Source organism: Serratia bockelmannii (genome assembly GCF_051803255.1).
Taxonomy (GTDB): Bacteria; Pseudomonadota; Gammaproteobacteria; order Enterobacterales; family Enterobacteriaceae; genus Serratia; species Serratia bockelmannii.
Genome location: NZ_CP196512.1, coordinates 2952096 through 2967292, shown reverse-complemented (window position 1 = coordinate 2967292; position 15197 = coordinate 2952096). Strand labels below are relative to the sequence as shown.

Sequence of the window (15197 nt, the reverse complement as noted above, 5' to 3'; positions counted from 1 at the left end):
GTCCTCCCTTCTCAATGATAGCCGTGTTCATGGCTGATCTTGCCGCGGAACACGTAGTAGCTCCAGAAGGTGTAGACCAGAATGATTGGGATGATGAACAGCGCGCCCACCAGCATAAAGCCGAGGCTCTGCGGTGGTGCTGCGGCGTCCCACAGGCTGATGGCCGGCGGGATCAGGTGCGGCCAGATGCTGATGCCAAGTCCGCTCAGGCCGAGGAACACCAGCAGCAGCGTCAGCATAAACGGCGAGTAGTGCGCGCCGCGTTTCACTCCGCGTTGAATTCCCCAGGCGCTGAGCAGCACCAGCAGCGGTACCGGCAGCAGCCAGAACAGGTTAGGCAGCGTAAACCAGCGGGCGGCGATTTCCGGATGGGCGATCGGCGTCCAGACACTGACCGCAGCCAGCACCAGCAACAGGATGGCCAGCAGCGGCGTCGCCAGGTGATACATGCGTGCCTGCAGTTCACCGGCGGTTTTCATCACCAGCCAGGTACAGCCGAGCAGGGCATAGGTCACCACCAGCCCCAGCCCGCAGAACAGCGCGAACGGCGTTAGCCAGTCCAGCGCGCCGCCGGCGTAGGTGCGGCCTTCTACCGGGAAGCCGTTGATCACGGCGCCCACCACCACACCCTGGCTGAAGGTGGCGAACAGTGAGCCCCAAATAAACGCCTTGTCCCAGATATGGCGCTTCTCCGGCGTCGCCTTGAAGCGAAACTCGAAGGCCACGCCGCGGAAAATCAGCCCGATCAGCATCAGCGTCAGCGGGATCGCCAGCGCGTCGAGGATGACCGAATAGGCCAGCGGGAAGGCGCCGAACAGTGCGGCGCCGCCCAGCACCAGCCAGGTCTCATTGCCGTCCCACACCGGGGCGACGGTGTTCATCATCAGATCGCGGTCGCCGCTCTCTTTCACCCACGGAAACAGGATGCCGATGCCCAGGTCGAAACCGTCCATCACCACGTACATCATGGTGCTGAACACGATGATGACAAACCAAATCAGCGGAAGATCGATACCCATGTTCAGCTCCTGTCGTCCAGAGTGTCGTTGACCGCGGACAGCGGACGCGCCGGCCGGCCCTCGGTATTGTCTTCTTGGTGTTCATGCGGCTGCGGCCCTTTGCGGATCAGGCGCATCATGTAGGAGTAGCCCACGCCGAATACCGAGCAATAGACGATGATAAACGCCAGCAGGCTGATGCTCATGTGCAGGTCGCCGTGCGCGGAGACCGCATCCTTGGTGCGCAGCAGGCCGTACACCACCCACGGTTGGCGGCCGATCTCGGTGGTGAACCAGCCCGCCAGCAGCGCCAGCAGCCCGGAAGGGCCCATCCACAGAATGAAGTACAGGAACGGACGCGACTGATACAGCCCGCCGCGCCAGCGCAGCCACAGGCTCCACACCCCGGCTAGAATCATCAGCATGCCCAGCCCGACCATGATGCGGAACGACCAGAACACCACGGTGGAGTTGGGGCGATCTTCCGGCGGGAAGGATTTGAGCGCCGGCACCTGTTCGGTCAGGCTGTGCGTTAGGATCAGGCTGCCGAGGTACGGCACCTCCAGCTTGAAGCGGGTTTCTTCGCGCTGCATGTCCGGCCAACCGACCAGGATCAGCGGCGTGGCTTCGCCCGGCGGGTTCTCCCAGTGGCCTTCGATGGCGGCGATCTTCGCCGGTTGGTGTTTCAGCGTATTCAGACCGTGCGCATCGCCGATCATCGCCTGCACCGGCGCGACGATCAGTGCCATCCACATCGCCATCGACAGCATTTTGCGCATCGCCGGGGTATCACGGCCGCGCAGCAGATGCCAGGCGGCGGAGGCGCCGACGAAGAACGCCGAGGAGAGGAAGGCGGCGGTGGACATGTGCAGCAGGCGGTACGGGAAGGACGGGTTGAAGATCACCTTCAGCCAGTCGACCGGGACCACCTGGCCGTTGATGATTTCATGCCCCTGCGGGGTCTGCATCCAGCTGTTGGAGGCCAGGATCCAGAAGGTGGAGATCAGTGTGCCGAGCGCGACCATGCAGGTGGCGAAGAAGTGCAGCCCTGGGCCGACGCGGTTCCAGCCGAACAGCATCACGCCGAGGAAACCGGCTTCGAGGAAGAAGGCGGTCAGCACTTCATAAGTCAGCAGCGGCCCGGTAATGCTGCCGGCGAACTCGGAGAAGAAGCTCCAGTTGGTGCCGAACTGATAGGCCATCACCAGCCCGGACACCACGCCCATGCCGAAGTTAACGGCGAAAATCTTTGACCAGAAATGGTAAAGCTCACGGTAGGCTTCATTGTGCGTTTTCAACCATAACCCTTCCAGCACCGCCAGATAACTGGCTAAACCGATGGTGATGGCGGGGAAGATGATATGGAAAGACACGGTGAAGGCGAACTGTATTCTGGCGAGTTCCAGTGCATCAAGACCCAGCATGGCGCCTCCTAGGGTTGAACATAAATTAACCTCTTGAGTATAGCTGTCATTTTTATGTGAAAAGCTTGGCGTTAAGTTAATCACGAAGTACAGTGACTATAATAGTGACAGTTATTTTACTTTTTCATATAACAGTTAATGGTTATGACCCGATACGAGCAGCTTGCGCAGCAGATTAGAGAACAGATCCAGAACCGGGTGTGGCGGGCGGGCGACAAGCTGCCTTCGCTGCGCGAGAGCGGCAAACGCGCCGGATTAAGCCTGATGACGGTGGTGCAGTCTTACCAACTGCTGGAGAGCCAGGGGTGGATCGTCGCCCGCCCGCAGTCGGGCTACTATGTGGCGGCGCGTCCGCAGCCGCTGCCTCAGCCTTCGCGCGGCGAGAAACTGTTGCTGAGCGAGCAGGTGGACATCAACGCCTTTATTTTTGACGTGCTGCAGGCCTGCAAGGATCCGGACATCGTGCCTTTCGGTTCGGCCTTTCCCGACGCCACGCTGTTCGCCCAGCCGAAGCTGGCGCGGGCGCTGAGCAGCGTAGCGCGCAAGTTCACGCCGCACAGTTCGCTGGCCAACCTGCCGCCGGGCAACGACGCGCTGCGGCGGCACATTGCCCAACGCTATGCGCTGAGCGGCATGCAGGTTGCCCCGGACGAAATCGTCATCACCGCCGGGGCGATGGAGTCGCTCAGCCTCAGCCTGCAGGCGGTGACCCAGCCGGGCGACTATGTGGCGATCGAATCGCCGGCGTTTTACGGCGCGCTGCAGGCGCTGGAACGGCTGCGGTTAAAGGCGGTGGCGATCGCCACGCATCCGCAGGACGGTATCGATCTGGACGCGTTGCAGCAGGCGGTGGAACAGTATCCGATCAAGGCCTGCTGGCTAATGACCCACTTCCAAAATCCGCAGGGCGCCACCCTGCCGGAGGCCAACAAGCAGCGCCTGGTGGAGCTGCTGCGCGAACGGCAGATTTCGCTGATCGAAGACGATGTCTACGGTGAGCTGTACTTCAGCGCCGAACGGCCGCTGCCAGCCAAGGCGCTCGACAGCGGCGGCCAGATCTTGCACTGCTCGTCGTTTTCCAAATGCCTGGCGCCGGGCTTTCGCGTCGGCTGGGTGGCGGCGGGGCGTTATGCGCAGCAGATCCAGCGTTTGCAGCTGATGAGCACCGTTTCCACCAGCGTGCCGACCCAGATGGCGCTGGCGGATTATCTGCTGCACGGCGGCTACGATACCCATCTGCGGCGGCTGCGGCGCCTGCTGGCTCAACGCCAAAGCGCGATGCGTCAGGCGATCGCCCACCATTTCCCGCCGACGGTGAAGGTCAGCCAGCCCGACGGCGGTTACTTCCTGTGGCTGGAGCTCGATCCGGCGCTGTCGTCGATGGAGCTGTACCGGCGGGCCCTTTCCCGGGGCATCAGCATCGCGCCGGGGCGCATGTTCACCACCGGCGACCATTTCAACCACTGCTTCCGCCTCAACGCCTCTTTTGAATGGAATGACCGCTTTGAAGAGGCGATCAAAACCTTAGCCAAACTTATCCGGGGGCTGGCTGCGACCGGTTGAACCGCGATTTGCAGCGGGCTTTGCCCCAGAAAAATTCATAATGCTTTTTTCGGCAATGGAATGCCGGTTTCGTTGTTAGACAGCCCTCCAGCCGCCCATTACTCTGCGATAAATTTTGTCACATTTTTATCAACGGGAAGACGAGGGGCTGTGGGTGAGAAGAATAAAAAATAAGCTAAACAAACTGTTGCGATATCGCCTGACACCGCTGGCGTTGGTCTGCGCGCTGGGGCTGAGCGGCGTCGTTCAGGCGGAAACGCTGGCCGAAGGTATCACGCCGGCCAGCGACACCGCTCGGGTGCCGGCCGCCGCCAAACTGCGTAAAGACACCGTGGTGGCGGGCATCTCTGAGCCGCAGGGGATTTTCAACCCGTATCTGTTCACCAACGGCTGGGACGAGAACGTAACCGACGTGATCTTCAGCCGCCTGATCGGCCTGGACAGCCAGGGCAAGCCAGAAGGGCGATTGGCGGAGTCCTGGCAGGTCAGCCCCGATAATCTGACCTACATCATTAAGCTGCGGCCGAATTTGGTCTACAGCGACGGCTCGCCGCTGAAAGCCGACGATATCGCCTTTACCCTGACGCTGCTGCACGATCCGGCCTATGACGGCGACAGCGATATCACGCCGGCGCACATCCAGGGCGGCGCCGAGTATAAAAACGGTACCGCCGCCGGCATCAGCGGGCTGAAGGTGATCGACGATCGCACCATTCAGATCGTCACCACCCAGCCGGGCGCGACCACGTTGCAACTGATTGGCGGGCCGGTATTGTCGCGGGCTTACTACGGCAAAGACTATCAGCGCGGCAAGCTCGACAGCGTGCGCGCCTTGAACGGCAAGCCGCTCGGCAACGGCCCCTATATTTACGACAAGTACGTGCCGGGGCAGGAGATCCGCTTCCACGCCAACCCGAACTTTTACCTCGGCCCGCCGCCGATGGCGCGCTTTATCTACCGCGTCACCAACCCGGCCACCAACTTCCAGCTGTTCCAGACCGGTGAGACCGACTACGACGCCTTTACCGCCAAACCGGACGATATCGAACAGCTCAAGCTGCTCGGCTTCGCCAATATCAACCTTTACAGCTCAAGCGATTACAGCCGCGTTGATTTTAACCTCAGACGCCCGGCGCTGCAGGATAAACGGGTGCGCCAGGCGCTGATCTACGGCCTCGATCGGCAAAAGCTGATCGCCGTGGTGTACCAGGGGTACGGCAAGGTCGCCAACCAGCCGATTTCGCCGATCTCCTGGGCCTATGACGCGAACGGCATCAATCCCTACGCTTACGATCTCGATAAGGCTGGGAAGCTGTTGGACGAGGCCGGTTGGCGAGTGGGCGCGGACGGCATTCGGCAAAAAGACGGTAAAAAGCTGGAGCTGACGCTGCTGGTAACCAAAAAGCTGATCAACGACGCGCTGGTGCCGATCGCCAAGGATAACTACCGCCGGCTCGGCGTGGTGCTGAAACCGCAGGTATTGGACTTCAACGCGCTGTTGGCGCAGCGCAAGGCGGGCAATTACGACCTGGCGTCCCTCAGCACCAGTACGCTGAACGATCCGCACGACGGCGTACGCGATTTCATCAGCAGCGAGAGCGAGACCGGTTATCACAACCCGCAGGTAGACGCGCTGATCGCCAGGGCCAATGCCACGCTGGATATCGCCCAGCGCAAGCCTCTGTATCACCAGCTGTATCAAGCGTTGGCGGACGATCCGCCGGTGATCCTGCTCGGCAACCGCGAGATTTTGAGCGCCAGCAGCGCGCGCGTCACCGGCTTTAAACCGGATATCTACAACGGATTGGTCGGCAGCCTGCCGAACGTCAAACCGGCGCCGTAACGCCCTGACGCCGCCGCGCCATTCCGGGCGGCGGCGATGGAACCCGCGATGAGAAACTTTATCCTGCGCCGTCTGTTGCAGACTATCCCGATGCTGTTGTTGGCTTCCTTGCTGATTTTTTGCATTTTCGCCCTGGCGCCCGGCGATTTTATCGACGGCAACATCAATTTGACCGCGCAACGCGCCGCCGAGCTGCGGGCGCTGTATGGGTTGGATCAGCCGTTGTTCAGCCGCTACCTGCACTGGCTCGGCCGCTTGCTGCAGGGCGATCTCGGTTTTTCGCTGCAGTATCAGATCCCGGTCAGCACGTTGCTGAATCAATACATCTGGAACTCGTTCCTGCTGGCGGCGGTGGCGATGGTGCTGTATTGGGGCATCGCGTTGGCGGTGGGGGTGATCTCGGCGATGAAACCCTATTCGCTGTTCGATCATCTGATCACCGTGGCGGTGTTCGCCGCTATGTCGTTTCCGACGTTCTTCCTGTGCCTGTTGCTGATCAAATGGTTCGCCGTCGACCTGCACTGGCTACCGGCGGGCGGCATGTTGCGTACCGGCAGCGAAGCGAGCGGACTGGCCTGGGCGCTGGAGGTGGCGGCGCACCTGCTGTTGCCGGTGCTGGCGCTGGTGATGCTGCAGGCCGGCAGCCTGACGCGCTATTTTCGCGCCAGCATGCTGGAGGTGATCCGCATGGACTATATCCGCACCGCGCGCGCCAAGGGGCTCAGGGAGAAAACGGTGATCCTCAAACACGCGCTGCGCAATGCGCTGTTGCCGATCATCACCCTGCTGGGGTTCGAGCTGCCGGGATTGTTCTCCGGCGCGCTGATCACCGAAAAAATCTTCAACTGGCCGGGCGCCGGACATATCCATATCGATTCGTTGGCGGCGCGTGATTACCCGGTATTGATGGGGTTCACGCTGTTTCTGGCCGCCTTGACCATTCTCGGCAATCTGCTGGCGGATATTCTGTACGCCTACGCCGACCCGCGCATTCGCTTGAGGTAACACGATGTTGGTTACGCTGTTTTTCGGCCGCCGTCGCCGTCGCCGTTGGCGACAGGCACAGCTGCCTGCGCTGGCGCAACTGTCGCCACCGCCCGCCGCTCAGGCCTGGCGACGTTTGCGCCGCCACCGACCGGCGATGATTTCGCTGGCGTTGCTGGTGCTGTTGGCGCTGCTGTGCCTGATTGGGCCGTCGCTGTCGCCGTGGCGCGACGATGCCGGCGACGTGCTGAATATCAACCAGGCGCCGAGCGGCGCGCACTGGCTGGGCACCGACTTTCTCGGCCGCGATATCTGCACCCGGCTGCTGCTGGCGGGGCGGATATCGCTGACCATCGGCCTGGTGTCGATGCTGCTGTCGGTAACGCTGGGCTATGTGCTGGGGGCGCTCGCCGGTTATCTGGGGGGCGTGGCGGACAGGCTGATCATGCGCTTCGCCGATCTGCTGATGACCATTCCCGGCCTGCCGCTGCTGATCATCATGGGGGCGATGCTGACCGAACTCGACGTGTCGCCGGACTACCGCATCTACATGGTGATGATCATGCTGAGCCTGCTGGGCTGGCCGTCGCTGGCGCGGCTGGTGCGCGGCCAGATCCTGTCGCTGCGCGAGCGGGATTTCATGTTGGCTACCGAGGTGCTGGGGCTCTCTACCCGGCGGCGTCTCTTCGGCCATCTGCTGCCCAACACCGTGCCGATTTTGGTGGTGGTCGCCACCATGGCGGTGGCCAACGCCATCCTCAGCGAGTCGGCGTTGAGCTACCTTGGGCTGGGCGTGGTGCCGCCGACGCCGTCGTGGGGCAACATGATGGACGCCGCCAATAGCCTGATCGACTTTCAGCGCCGCCCCTGGCTGTGGATGCCGCCCGGGCTGGCGATCTTCGTCACCGTGGTGGCGATCAATATTTTGGGCGACGGCCTGCGGGACGCGCTCGATCCGAAAATGAACGGGGTAACACGATGAGCCAACCGCTGGTGGCGTTCGAGCGACTGTCGGTGTCGTTTCAGGGGGAACAAGGGCCGGTGCGGGCGGTGCAGCAGGTCAGCCTTGAGCTGCAGGCCGGGCAAACGCTGGGGATCGTCGGTGAGTCGGGCTGCGGCAAAAGCGTGACCGCCATGGCGCTGATGGGGCTGTTGCCGCAGCCGCTGGCGCAGGTAGACGGCGGTAAAATTCGCTTTGAAGGGCAAAACCTGCTGTCGCTGCGGGCCTCCAAGATGGCCGATCTGCGCGGCAACCGACTGGCGATGATCTTTCAGGAACCGATGAGCGCGCTCAATCCGGTGTTGACCCTCGGCGAACAGCTGGTGGAGCCGCTGATTCGCCACCTGACCCTGTCGCCGAAAGCGGCCTGGCGTCAGGCGATTCAACTCTTGACTGAAGTGGGGTTGGCGCGCGCCGAGGCACTGATGCGCTGCTATCCGCATCAGCTTTCCGGCGGCATGCTGCAGCGCGTGATGATCGCTATGGCCATCGGGTGCCGTCCGGCGCTGCTGATTGCCGACGAACCGACCACGGCGCTCGACGTTACGGTGCAAGCGCAGATCCTGGCGTTGCTGCGTGAGCAGAGCCGGCGACACAACATGGCGATGATCTTGATCACCCACGATCTTGGGGTGATCGCCCAGATGGCGGATCGGCTGGCGGTGATGTACGCCGGGCGCGTCGTCGAGCAGGGCACGACGCGGGAAGTGCTGGCCGAACCGCGGCACCCTTATACTCAGGGGCTGATCGCCTCGCGGCCGGTGCCGGGCCAGCGGCTCCGCCGTTTGTACTCCATTCCCGGCCAGGTGCCGGATCTGGCGCGCTTGCCTGATCACTGTGCGTTTGCCGAGCGCTGTGCGCAGGCCACCGCGCGCTGCCGCGATGGCATTCCGCCGCTGTACGGCACGCCGCAGCGCCAGTCCGCCTGTTTCCTCAACGCCGGAGGGCGCCCGCATGTCGACTGAACCTTTGGTGGAAGTGAAAGGATTAAAGAAATATTTTCCGCTGCGCGACGGACTGTTCGGGCGCACCACCGGTCAACTGAAGGCGGTGGACGACGTCAGCTTCAGCATTCGCAAGGGGCGCATTTTCGGGCTGGTGGGTGAGTCAGGCAGCGGAAAAACCACCGTCGGCCGCACGCTGCTCGGCCTGCACGACAAAACCGCCGGTGAGGTAATGTTCAAAGGGCTGGCACTGGATAGCCTGAGTAAAGATGCGCTGCGCGCCCTGCGGCCGAAAATGCAGTTAGTGTTTCAAGATCCGTACAGTTCGCTGAACCCGCGCCTGCGCGTGGGCGACGCCATTGGGGAAGCGCTGTTGCAACACGGCCTGGCGAGCAAGGCGGAACTGCGCGAACGGGTGCTCGATACCCTGGCGATCTGCGGGCTGTCGCCGCAGCATTATGGGCGGTTTCCGCATGAGTTTTCCGGCGGCCAGCGCCAGCGCATCGGCATCGCGCGCGCGCTGATCCTGCAGCCGGAGTTTATCGTCGCAGACGAACCGATATCGGCGCTCGACGTGTCGATTCAGGCGCAGATCATCAATCTGTTCTCCGATTTGCAGGAACGGCAGGGGGTGACGCTGCTGTTTATCTCGCACGATCTCGGCGTGGTGGAGCATCTGTGCCAGGATGTGGCAGTGATGTATCTGGGGCAGATCGTTGAGAGCGCCGATCGCGACGCGCTGTTTCGCCAACCGCTGCATCCCTACACGCAGGCCTTGTTGGCAGCGGTGCCGACGCTGGATGCGCAACGCGCGCCGGCGTGGGTGGCCGGCGGCGAGCCACCGAACCCCGCCAACCCGCCGCGCGGCTGCCGTTTCCATCCCCGCTGCCCGCTGGCCACGGCGCAGTGCCGCGAACAGGCGCCGCAGCTGCGCAGCGTGGCGCCCGGCCATCAGGTGGCTTGCCACCTGGTCGGCTAGCGTCAGGACAGGTAGTGCTTCAACGCGCGCCCGGCCTGGTGGATCGCCGAATGCACCGCCGGGACGTGGGCGAGCGGATTCAACAGGCCGTAGTCGTGGATCAGCCCGTTGTAGCGGGTGGCGGTGACCTCGACGCCGGCGGCATCGAGCAGACGCGCGTAAGCTTCGCCTTCATCGCGCAGCACATCCAGCTCGGCGGTCTGCACCAGCGCCGGCGGCAAGCCCCGCAGCTGTTCCGGCGTGGCGTTGAGCGGCGAAGCGTAGATATCTTTGCGCTGCGCCTTATCGGGCGCGTAGCTGTCCCAAAACCACTTCATCATGTTGCGGGTCAGGAAATGGCCTTCGGCGAACTGATGATAGGAGTCGGTATCAAACTGGGCACGGGTGACGGGCCACAGCAGGATCTGGCAACGCAGTGCCGGTATGCCTTTCTCTTTGGCCATCAGGCTGACCACCGCCGCCATATTGCCGCCGGCGCTGTTGCCGACCACCGCCAGCCGTGAACCGTCGACGTTGATCTTCTCGCCGTACTCGGCCACCCATTCGGTGGCGGCGTAAGCCAGGTTGATCGCCTCGGGGTAGCGCACCTCCGGTGAGCGGGGATAGTTGACGAACACCGCCGCCGCGCCGGAGCTGTAAACCAGATCGCGCACCAGGCGCTCGTGGGTGGGGAAATCGCCCAGCACCCAGCCGCCGCCGTGAAAGAACATGAATACCGGCGGCGCCTCGTTGACCCTGGCCGGCCGCACCAGCTGCAGCAGAATATCCTGACCTTCTACGTGAATCGTTTTTTCGCTGATCTCGACCTCGCGCAGCGGCACCTCGACGCTGCGTTGCGCGTCCTCCAAGACCCTGCGTGCCTCTTTAGGCTTCATCTGTTCCATGGGTTTACCGCCGGCGGCATTCAGCGCGTCGAGAAATGCGCGGATGTCGTGCTGGGCGTGTGGCTGGCTGAGATCGACGGTTTTCTTGGGCATGGTGACTCCTTGGGCGCAGAAGAGAAGGGGCGGTCAGGATCACAGTGTAGCCGCTGGCAAACAAAGCGGGAGTGGAGGCTGACGGCGGTCAGCGCGGCCCGTGTTTTGGGGATGTTGCAGGTGGGATCTCCGCGTCACTGCCGTCTTGCACAATCCTGACGCACCGCTGCACCCAATTGGGGCAAAAAGTGTGAGGGCGAGCAAATTGGGTGAAATTATTTTTGCGAGCCCGATCAGAAATTCTAAAGTTTTTCGTAATTGAATAGGATTTCGCGCGCAATGATGATTTTAGGCCTTATTTTTTAATTTATGCATTACCAATGCATAGAAAATGAATAAATATTCAATATAAGCCGTTGTTTTAACGTAAAAAATAGCAAAATCCGGCAAAAATCCCGTTTTGGCACGATAGCTGCTCTACACTCTTTATCAAACGACATGTATTTTAACTGCTCGTTAACATTTACTCCCCGCTCAGGGACCGGATATACGCCATAAATAGTGAAAAATCGATTTTATGTAACAGATTTGTTTCTAAATCAGCGGTAAGGGACAGTATTTTCTCCGCCGCGAAAGTCGGTTTTGAACAACGGTTTTTTTGCATTGTGGCGGCCTAACCGGGCTTGAGCGACCCTTACAGTCAAAATTCAGCCTTTGCTGAGATTATGAGGTCACTATGGAACAGCCAATCGCAGTTACCCGCCAGTCTTTCGATGACTGGATGGTCCCGGTTTATGCCCCTGCCGATTTTATTCTGGTGCGGGGCGAAGGATCGCAGGTGTGGGATCAGCAGGGTAAGTCTTATATCGATTTCGCCGGTGGCATCGCGGTTAACGCGTTGGGGCATGCGCACCCGGCGGTCAAGGCGGCGCTGGTGGAGCAGGCAGGCAAGCTGTGGCATCTGGGCAATGGCTATACCAACGAACCGGTGCTGCGCCTGGCCAAAAAACTGATCGACGCCACCTTCGCCGACAAGGTGTTCTTCTGTAACTCGGGCGCCGAAGCTAACGAAGCGGCGCTGAAACTGGCACGCAAACATGCGCACGATCAGCACGGCGCCGGTAAAGATCAGATTGTGGCGTTCAACAACGCGTTCCACGGCCGCACGCTGTTTACCGTGTCCGCCGGCGGCCAGCCAAAATATTCGCAGGACTTTGCGCCGCTGCCGGGCGGCATCACTCATACGCCGTATAACGATCTGGCCGCAGCGGCCGAGCTTATCAACGATCGCACCTGCGCGGTGATCGTCGAGCCGATCCAGGGCGAAGGCGGCGTGCTGCCGGCGGAAGCCAGTTTCCTGCAGGGGCTGCGTGAACTGTGCGATCGTCATAACGCGCTGCTGATCTTCGACGAAGTACAGACCGGCGTCGGCCGCACCGGCCACCTGTATGCCTATATGCAGTACGGCGTGGTGCCGGACGTGTTGACCACCGCGAAAGCGCTGGGCGGCGGCTTCCCGATCGGCGCCATGCTGACCACCGATGCGCTGGCGAAAACGCTGGGTGTCGGCACCCACGGCACCACCTACGGCGGCAACCCGCTGGCGACGGCGGTGGCGGGGGAAGTGTTCTCCATCATCAACACGCCGGAAGTGCTGGAAGGCGTCAAACAGCGTCACCAGTGGTTCATCGACGGGTTGAACGACATCAATCGCCAGTACCCGATCTTCGCCGACATTCGCGGCGGCGGTTTGCTGATCGGCTGCCAATTGACGAAGGACTATGCCGGCAAAGCGAAGCAGATCACCCAACTGGCCAACGAAGAAGGCGTCATCGCGCTGATCGCCGGTCCGGACGTGGTGCGTTTCACGCCGTCGCTGATCATCCCTGAGCAGGATGTGAAAGAGGGGCTGGCGCGATTCGCGCGTGCCGTGGCGCGCATTTGCAGCTAATCAGCGGGCTGCGCCTTCACCGGCGCAGCCTGATTCAGAAGAGGTTCGCATTATGATGATTATTCGCCCTATAGAGCGTCGCGATCTGGCGGATTTGTTGACGCTTGCCGGTAAATCTGGCATCGGTCTCACTTCACTGCCGCAAAATGAAGATACCCTGTCGGCACGCATTGAGCGGGCGTTAAAAACCTGGCAAGGCGAACTTCCGCAAAGTGACCAGTGTTATCTGTTCGTGTTGGAGGATAGCGAGCGCCGGCAGGCGGTGGGGGTCTGCGCGATCGAAGTGGCTGTCGGCCTGGCAGAACCCTGGTACAGCTTCCGCGTCGGCACGCAGGTACATGCCTCCAAACAGCTGAACGTCTATAAATCGGTACCGACCCTGTTCCTCAGCAACGATCATACCGGCCATTCGGAGCTGTGCACGCTGTTCCTCGATCCGGACTATCGCCACGGTGAGAACGGCAAACTGCTGTCGAAGGTGCGTTTCCTGTTTATTGCCGCATTCCGCGAGCGTTTCTCCCGCCGTCTGATCGCCGAGATGCGCGGCTTCTCAGATGAAAACGGCCGTTCGCCGTTCTGGGAGAGCGTCGGCCACCGTTTCTTCTCCATCGAGTTCGCCAAGGCGGACTACCTGAGCGGCACCGGACAAAAGGCGTTTATCGCTGAACTGATGCCGAAACATCCGCTGTATGTCGATTTCCTGGCCGAAGACGCGCAGAAAGTGATCGGCGAAGTGCATCCGCAAACCCTGCCGGCACGCCGGTTGCTGGAGGCGGAAGGCCTGAGCTATCAGGGCTACGTCGATATCTTCGACGGCGGCCCGACGCTGGAAGCCGAGATCGACCATATCCGCGCGGTGAAGCAGAGCCGCCTGGTGAAAGTGGTGCTGGATGACACGCCGATGCGCGCTGATGCGCCGGTGCATCTGGTGGCCAACGACAACTATCAGAACTACCGCGCACTGTTGGTCAATGCCGAACTGTATGACGACCGCCTGCATATCAACGCCGCCACCGCTGCGGCGCTGGGCGTCGAGCAGGGCAGCCCGGTGCGGGTGCTCCCCCTTATTGCACAGGAGAAAGCATGATGTCCCATCCTGCTCTGTTGATTAACGGCGTCTGGCGGCAGGGCCGCGGCGCCGAGTTCGGCAAAGCCGATCCGGTCGGCAACCAGCCGCTGTGGCGCGCTAACGCCGCCGATACTGACGACGTCGCCGCCGCCTGCGAGGCCGCGCGTGCCGCGTTTCCCGCCTGGGCGCGTACGCCGTTTGAACAGCGCGAACAGCTGGTGAAACGCTTCGCCGCCTTGCTGGAAGAGCACAAACAGTCGCTGGCGGAAACCATCAGCCGTGAGACCGGTAAACCGCGTTGGGAAACGTTGACCGAAATTCAGGCGATGATCGGTAAAGTGGGCATTTCGCTGCAGGCCTACCAATCGCGCACCGGTTTTAGCCAGACGGCGATGGCCGACGGCGCTTCGGTGCTGCGTCATCGCCCGCACGGCGTGCTGGCGGTGTTCGGGCCTTACAACTTCCCCGGCCATCTGCCGAACGGCCATATCGTGCCGGCGCTGCTGGCCGGAAACTGCGTGGTGTTCAAACCGAGCGAGCTGACGCCGCTGACCGCCGAGGAAACCCTGAAGCTGTGGCAGCAGGCCGGCCTGCCGGACGGGGTGATCAATCTGGTGCAAGGCGGCCGGGAAACCGGCGAAGCGCTGGCGGCCAGTGCGAATATCGACGGCCTGCTGTTCACCGGCAGCGCCGGCACCGGCTATCACCTGCATCGCCAATTGGCGGGGCAGCCGGAGAAGATCCTGGCGCTGGAGATGGGCGGTAACAACGCGCTGATCGTCGATGGCTTCGAGGATCGCGACGCGGCGGTCAACCTGGCTATCCAATCGGCGTTTATCTCCGCCGGCCAACGCTGCACCTGTTCACGCCGCATTTTGGTGAAGCAGGGGGCGGAAGGCGACGCCTTTATCGCGCGTTTGGTTCAGGTCGCGGGCGAACTGCGCGTTGGCCGTTGGGATGCCGAACCGCAGCCGTTCATGGGGGGCGTCGTGTCGGCAGCCGCGGCGGAGAACATGCTGAAAGCGCAGCAAAACTTGCTGGCGCTGGGCGGCAAATCGCTGCTGACCATGCGCCTGCTGGAGCCGGGCAGTTCGCTGCTCAGCCCGGGCATCATCGAGCTGACCGGCGTGGCCGGCGTACCGGACGAAGAGTACTTCGGGCCGTTGACCACGATTGTGCGTTACCGCGATTTCGACGAGGCGCTGCAGCTGGCCAACCGGACGCGCTACGGCCTGTCGGTGGGGCTGGTATCGCCGCAGCGTGAGCTGTTCGAGCGGTTGCTATTGGAAGCGCGTGCCGGCATCGTCAACTGGAACAAGCCGCTGACCGGAGCGTCCAGCGCGGCGCCGTTCGGTGGCGTGGGAGCCTCCGGCAACCATCGCCCAAGCGCCTTCTATGCGGCGGACTATTGCGCCTGGCCGATGGCGTCGCTGGAAAGCGAAAGCCTGTCGCTGCCGGCGACGCTCTCGCCGGGCTTGTCGTTCCGTTAATCGTCTGCGGCGGCGCGATGGCGCTGCCGCAGGCC

General features: G+C 61.9%; 12 protein-coding genes. 9 read left to right on the top strand and 3 right to left on the bottom strand.

Annotated features, from left to right (window positions below; all coding sequences use genetic code 11):
- Positions 1-11: 11 nt before the first annotated feature.
- On the bottom strand, positions 12-1019 hold the full coding sequence (cydB, locus tag ACSJLU_RS14205; RefSeq protein ID WP_025303188.1) for a cytochrome d ubiquinol oxidase subunit II: 1008 nt from the start codon (positions 1017-1019) through the stop codon (positions 12-14).
- Between the two features lie 2 nt (positions 1020-1021).
- Positions 1022-2422, bottom strand: a complete 1401-nt coding sequence (locus ACSJLU_RS14200) for a cytochrome ubiquinol oxidase subunit I (RefSeq protein ID WP_016927376.1) — start codon at positions 2420-2422, stop codon at positions 1022-1024.
- Between the two features lie 144 nt (positions 2423-2566).
- Here ACSJLU_RS14200 and ACSJLU_RS14195 point away from each other — a divergent pair, with 144 nt between their 5' ends.
- From ACSJLU_RS14195 to ACSJLU_RS14170, 6 genes are all read left to right on the top strand, one after another.
- Positions 2567-3985 carry a PLP-dependent aminotransferase family protein gene (locus ACSJLU_RS14195; RefSeq protein WP_025303187.1) on the top strand — a complete coding sequence of 473 codons (1419 nt, stop codon included), beginning with the start codon at positions 2567-2569 and terminating at the stop codon, positions 3983-3985.
- Positions 3986-4172: 187 nt separating this feature from the next.
- Positions 4173-5828: an ABC transporter substrate-binding protein gene (locus ACSJLU_RS14190; protein ID WP_380824990.1), complete on the top strand. Its 1656-nt coding sequence runs from the start codon at positions 4173-4175 to the stop codon at positions 5826-5828.
- 48 nt (positions 5829-5876) lie between these two features.
- Positions 5877-6833 (top strand): ABC transporter permease, encoded by a 957-nt coding sequence (locus ACSJLU_RS14185; protein WP_004934604.1) that lies wholly within the window; start codon positions 5877-5879, stop codon positions 6831-6833.
- A gap of 4 nt (positions 6834-6837) precedes the next feature.
- A complete protein-coding gene (opp4C, locus tag ACSJLU_RS14180; RefSeq protein WP_342096343.1) occupies positions 6838-7794 on the top strand; it encodes an oligopeptide ABC transporter permease in 957 nt (318 codons plus the stop codon).
- On the top strand, positions 7791-8777 hold the full coding sequence (locus tag ACSJLU_RS14175) for an ABC transporter ATP-binding protein (RefSeq protein ID WP_025303183.1): 987 nt from the start codon (positions 7791-7793) through the stop codon (positions 8775-8777). The genes opp4C and ACSJLU_RS14175 overlap by 4 nt, the downstream gene beginning before the upstream one ends.
- The gene (locus ACSJLU_RS14170) at positions 8767-9735 is read left to right on the top strand and encodes an ABC transporter ATP-binding protein (RefSeq protein ID WP_025303182.1); all 969 of its coding nucleotides are present in this window, start codon (positions 8767-8769) and stop codon (positions 9733-9735) included. The genes ACSJLU_RS14175 and ACSJLU_RS14170 overlap by 11 nt, the downstream gene beginning before the upstream one ends.
- 2 nt (positions 9736-9737) lie before the next feature.
- On the opposite strand, the gene ACSJLU_RS14165 is transcribed toward ACSJLU_RS14170, so the two are convergent.
- Positions 9738-10712, bottom strand: a complete 975-nt coding sequence (locus ACSJLU_RS14165) for an alpha/beta hydrolase (protein ID WP_043143872.1) — start codon at positions 10710-10712, stop codon at positions 9738-9740.
- Between the two features lie 676 nt (positions 10713-11388).
- On the opposite strand from ACSJLU_RS14165, the gene ACSJLU_RS14160 reads away from it, so the two are divergent.
- The 3 genes from ACSJLU_RS14160 to astD are packed head-to-tail and all read left to right on the top strand — an operon-like array spanning position 11389 to position 15162.
- Positions 11389-12603, top strand: coding sequence for an aspartate aminotransferase family protein (locus ACSJLU_RS14160; protein WP_025303180.1), 1215 nt, complete (start codon positions 11389-11391; stop codon positions 12601-12603).
- A 52-nt stretch (positions 12604-12655) separates the two neighbouring features.
- Complete coding sequence (gene astA, locus ACSJLU_RS14155; RefSeq protein WP_049204091.1) at positions 12656-13690, top strand: arginine N-succinyltransferase; 1035 nt, start codon at positions 12656-12658, stop codon at positions 13688-13690.
- The gene (astD, locus tag ACSJLU_RS14150) at positions 13690-15162 is read left to right on the top strand and encodes a succinylglutamate-semialdehyde dehydrogenase (RefSeq protein WP_089181682.1); all 1473 of its coding nucleotides are present in this window, start codon (positions 13690-13692) and stop codon (positions 15160-15162) included. The genes astA and astD overlap by 1 nt, the downstream gene beginning before the upstream one ends.
- The last annotated feature ends 35 nt before the right edge of the window (positions 15163-15197 follow it).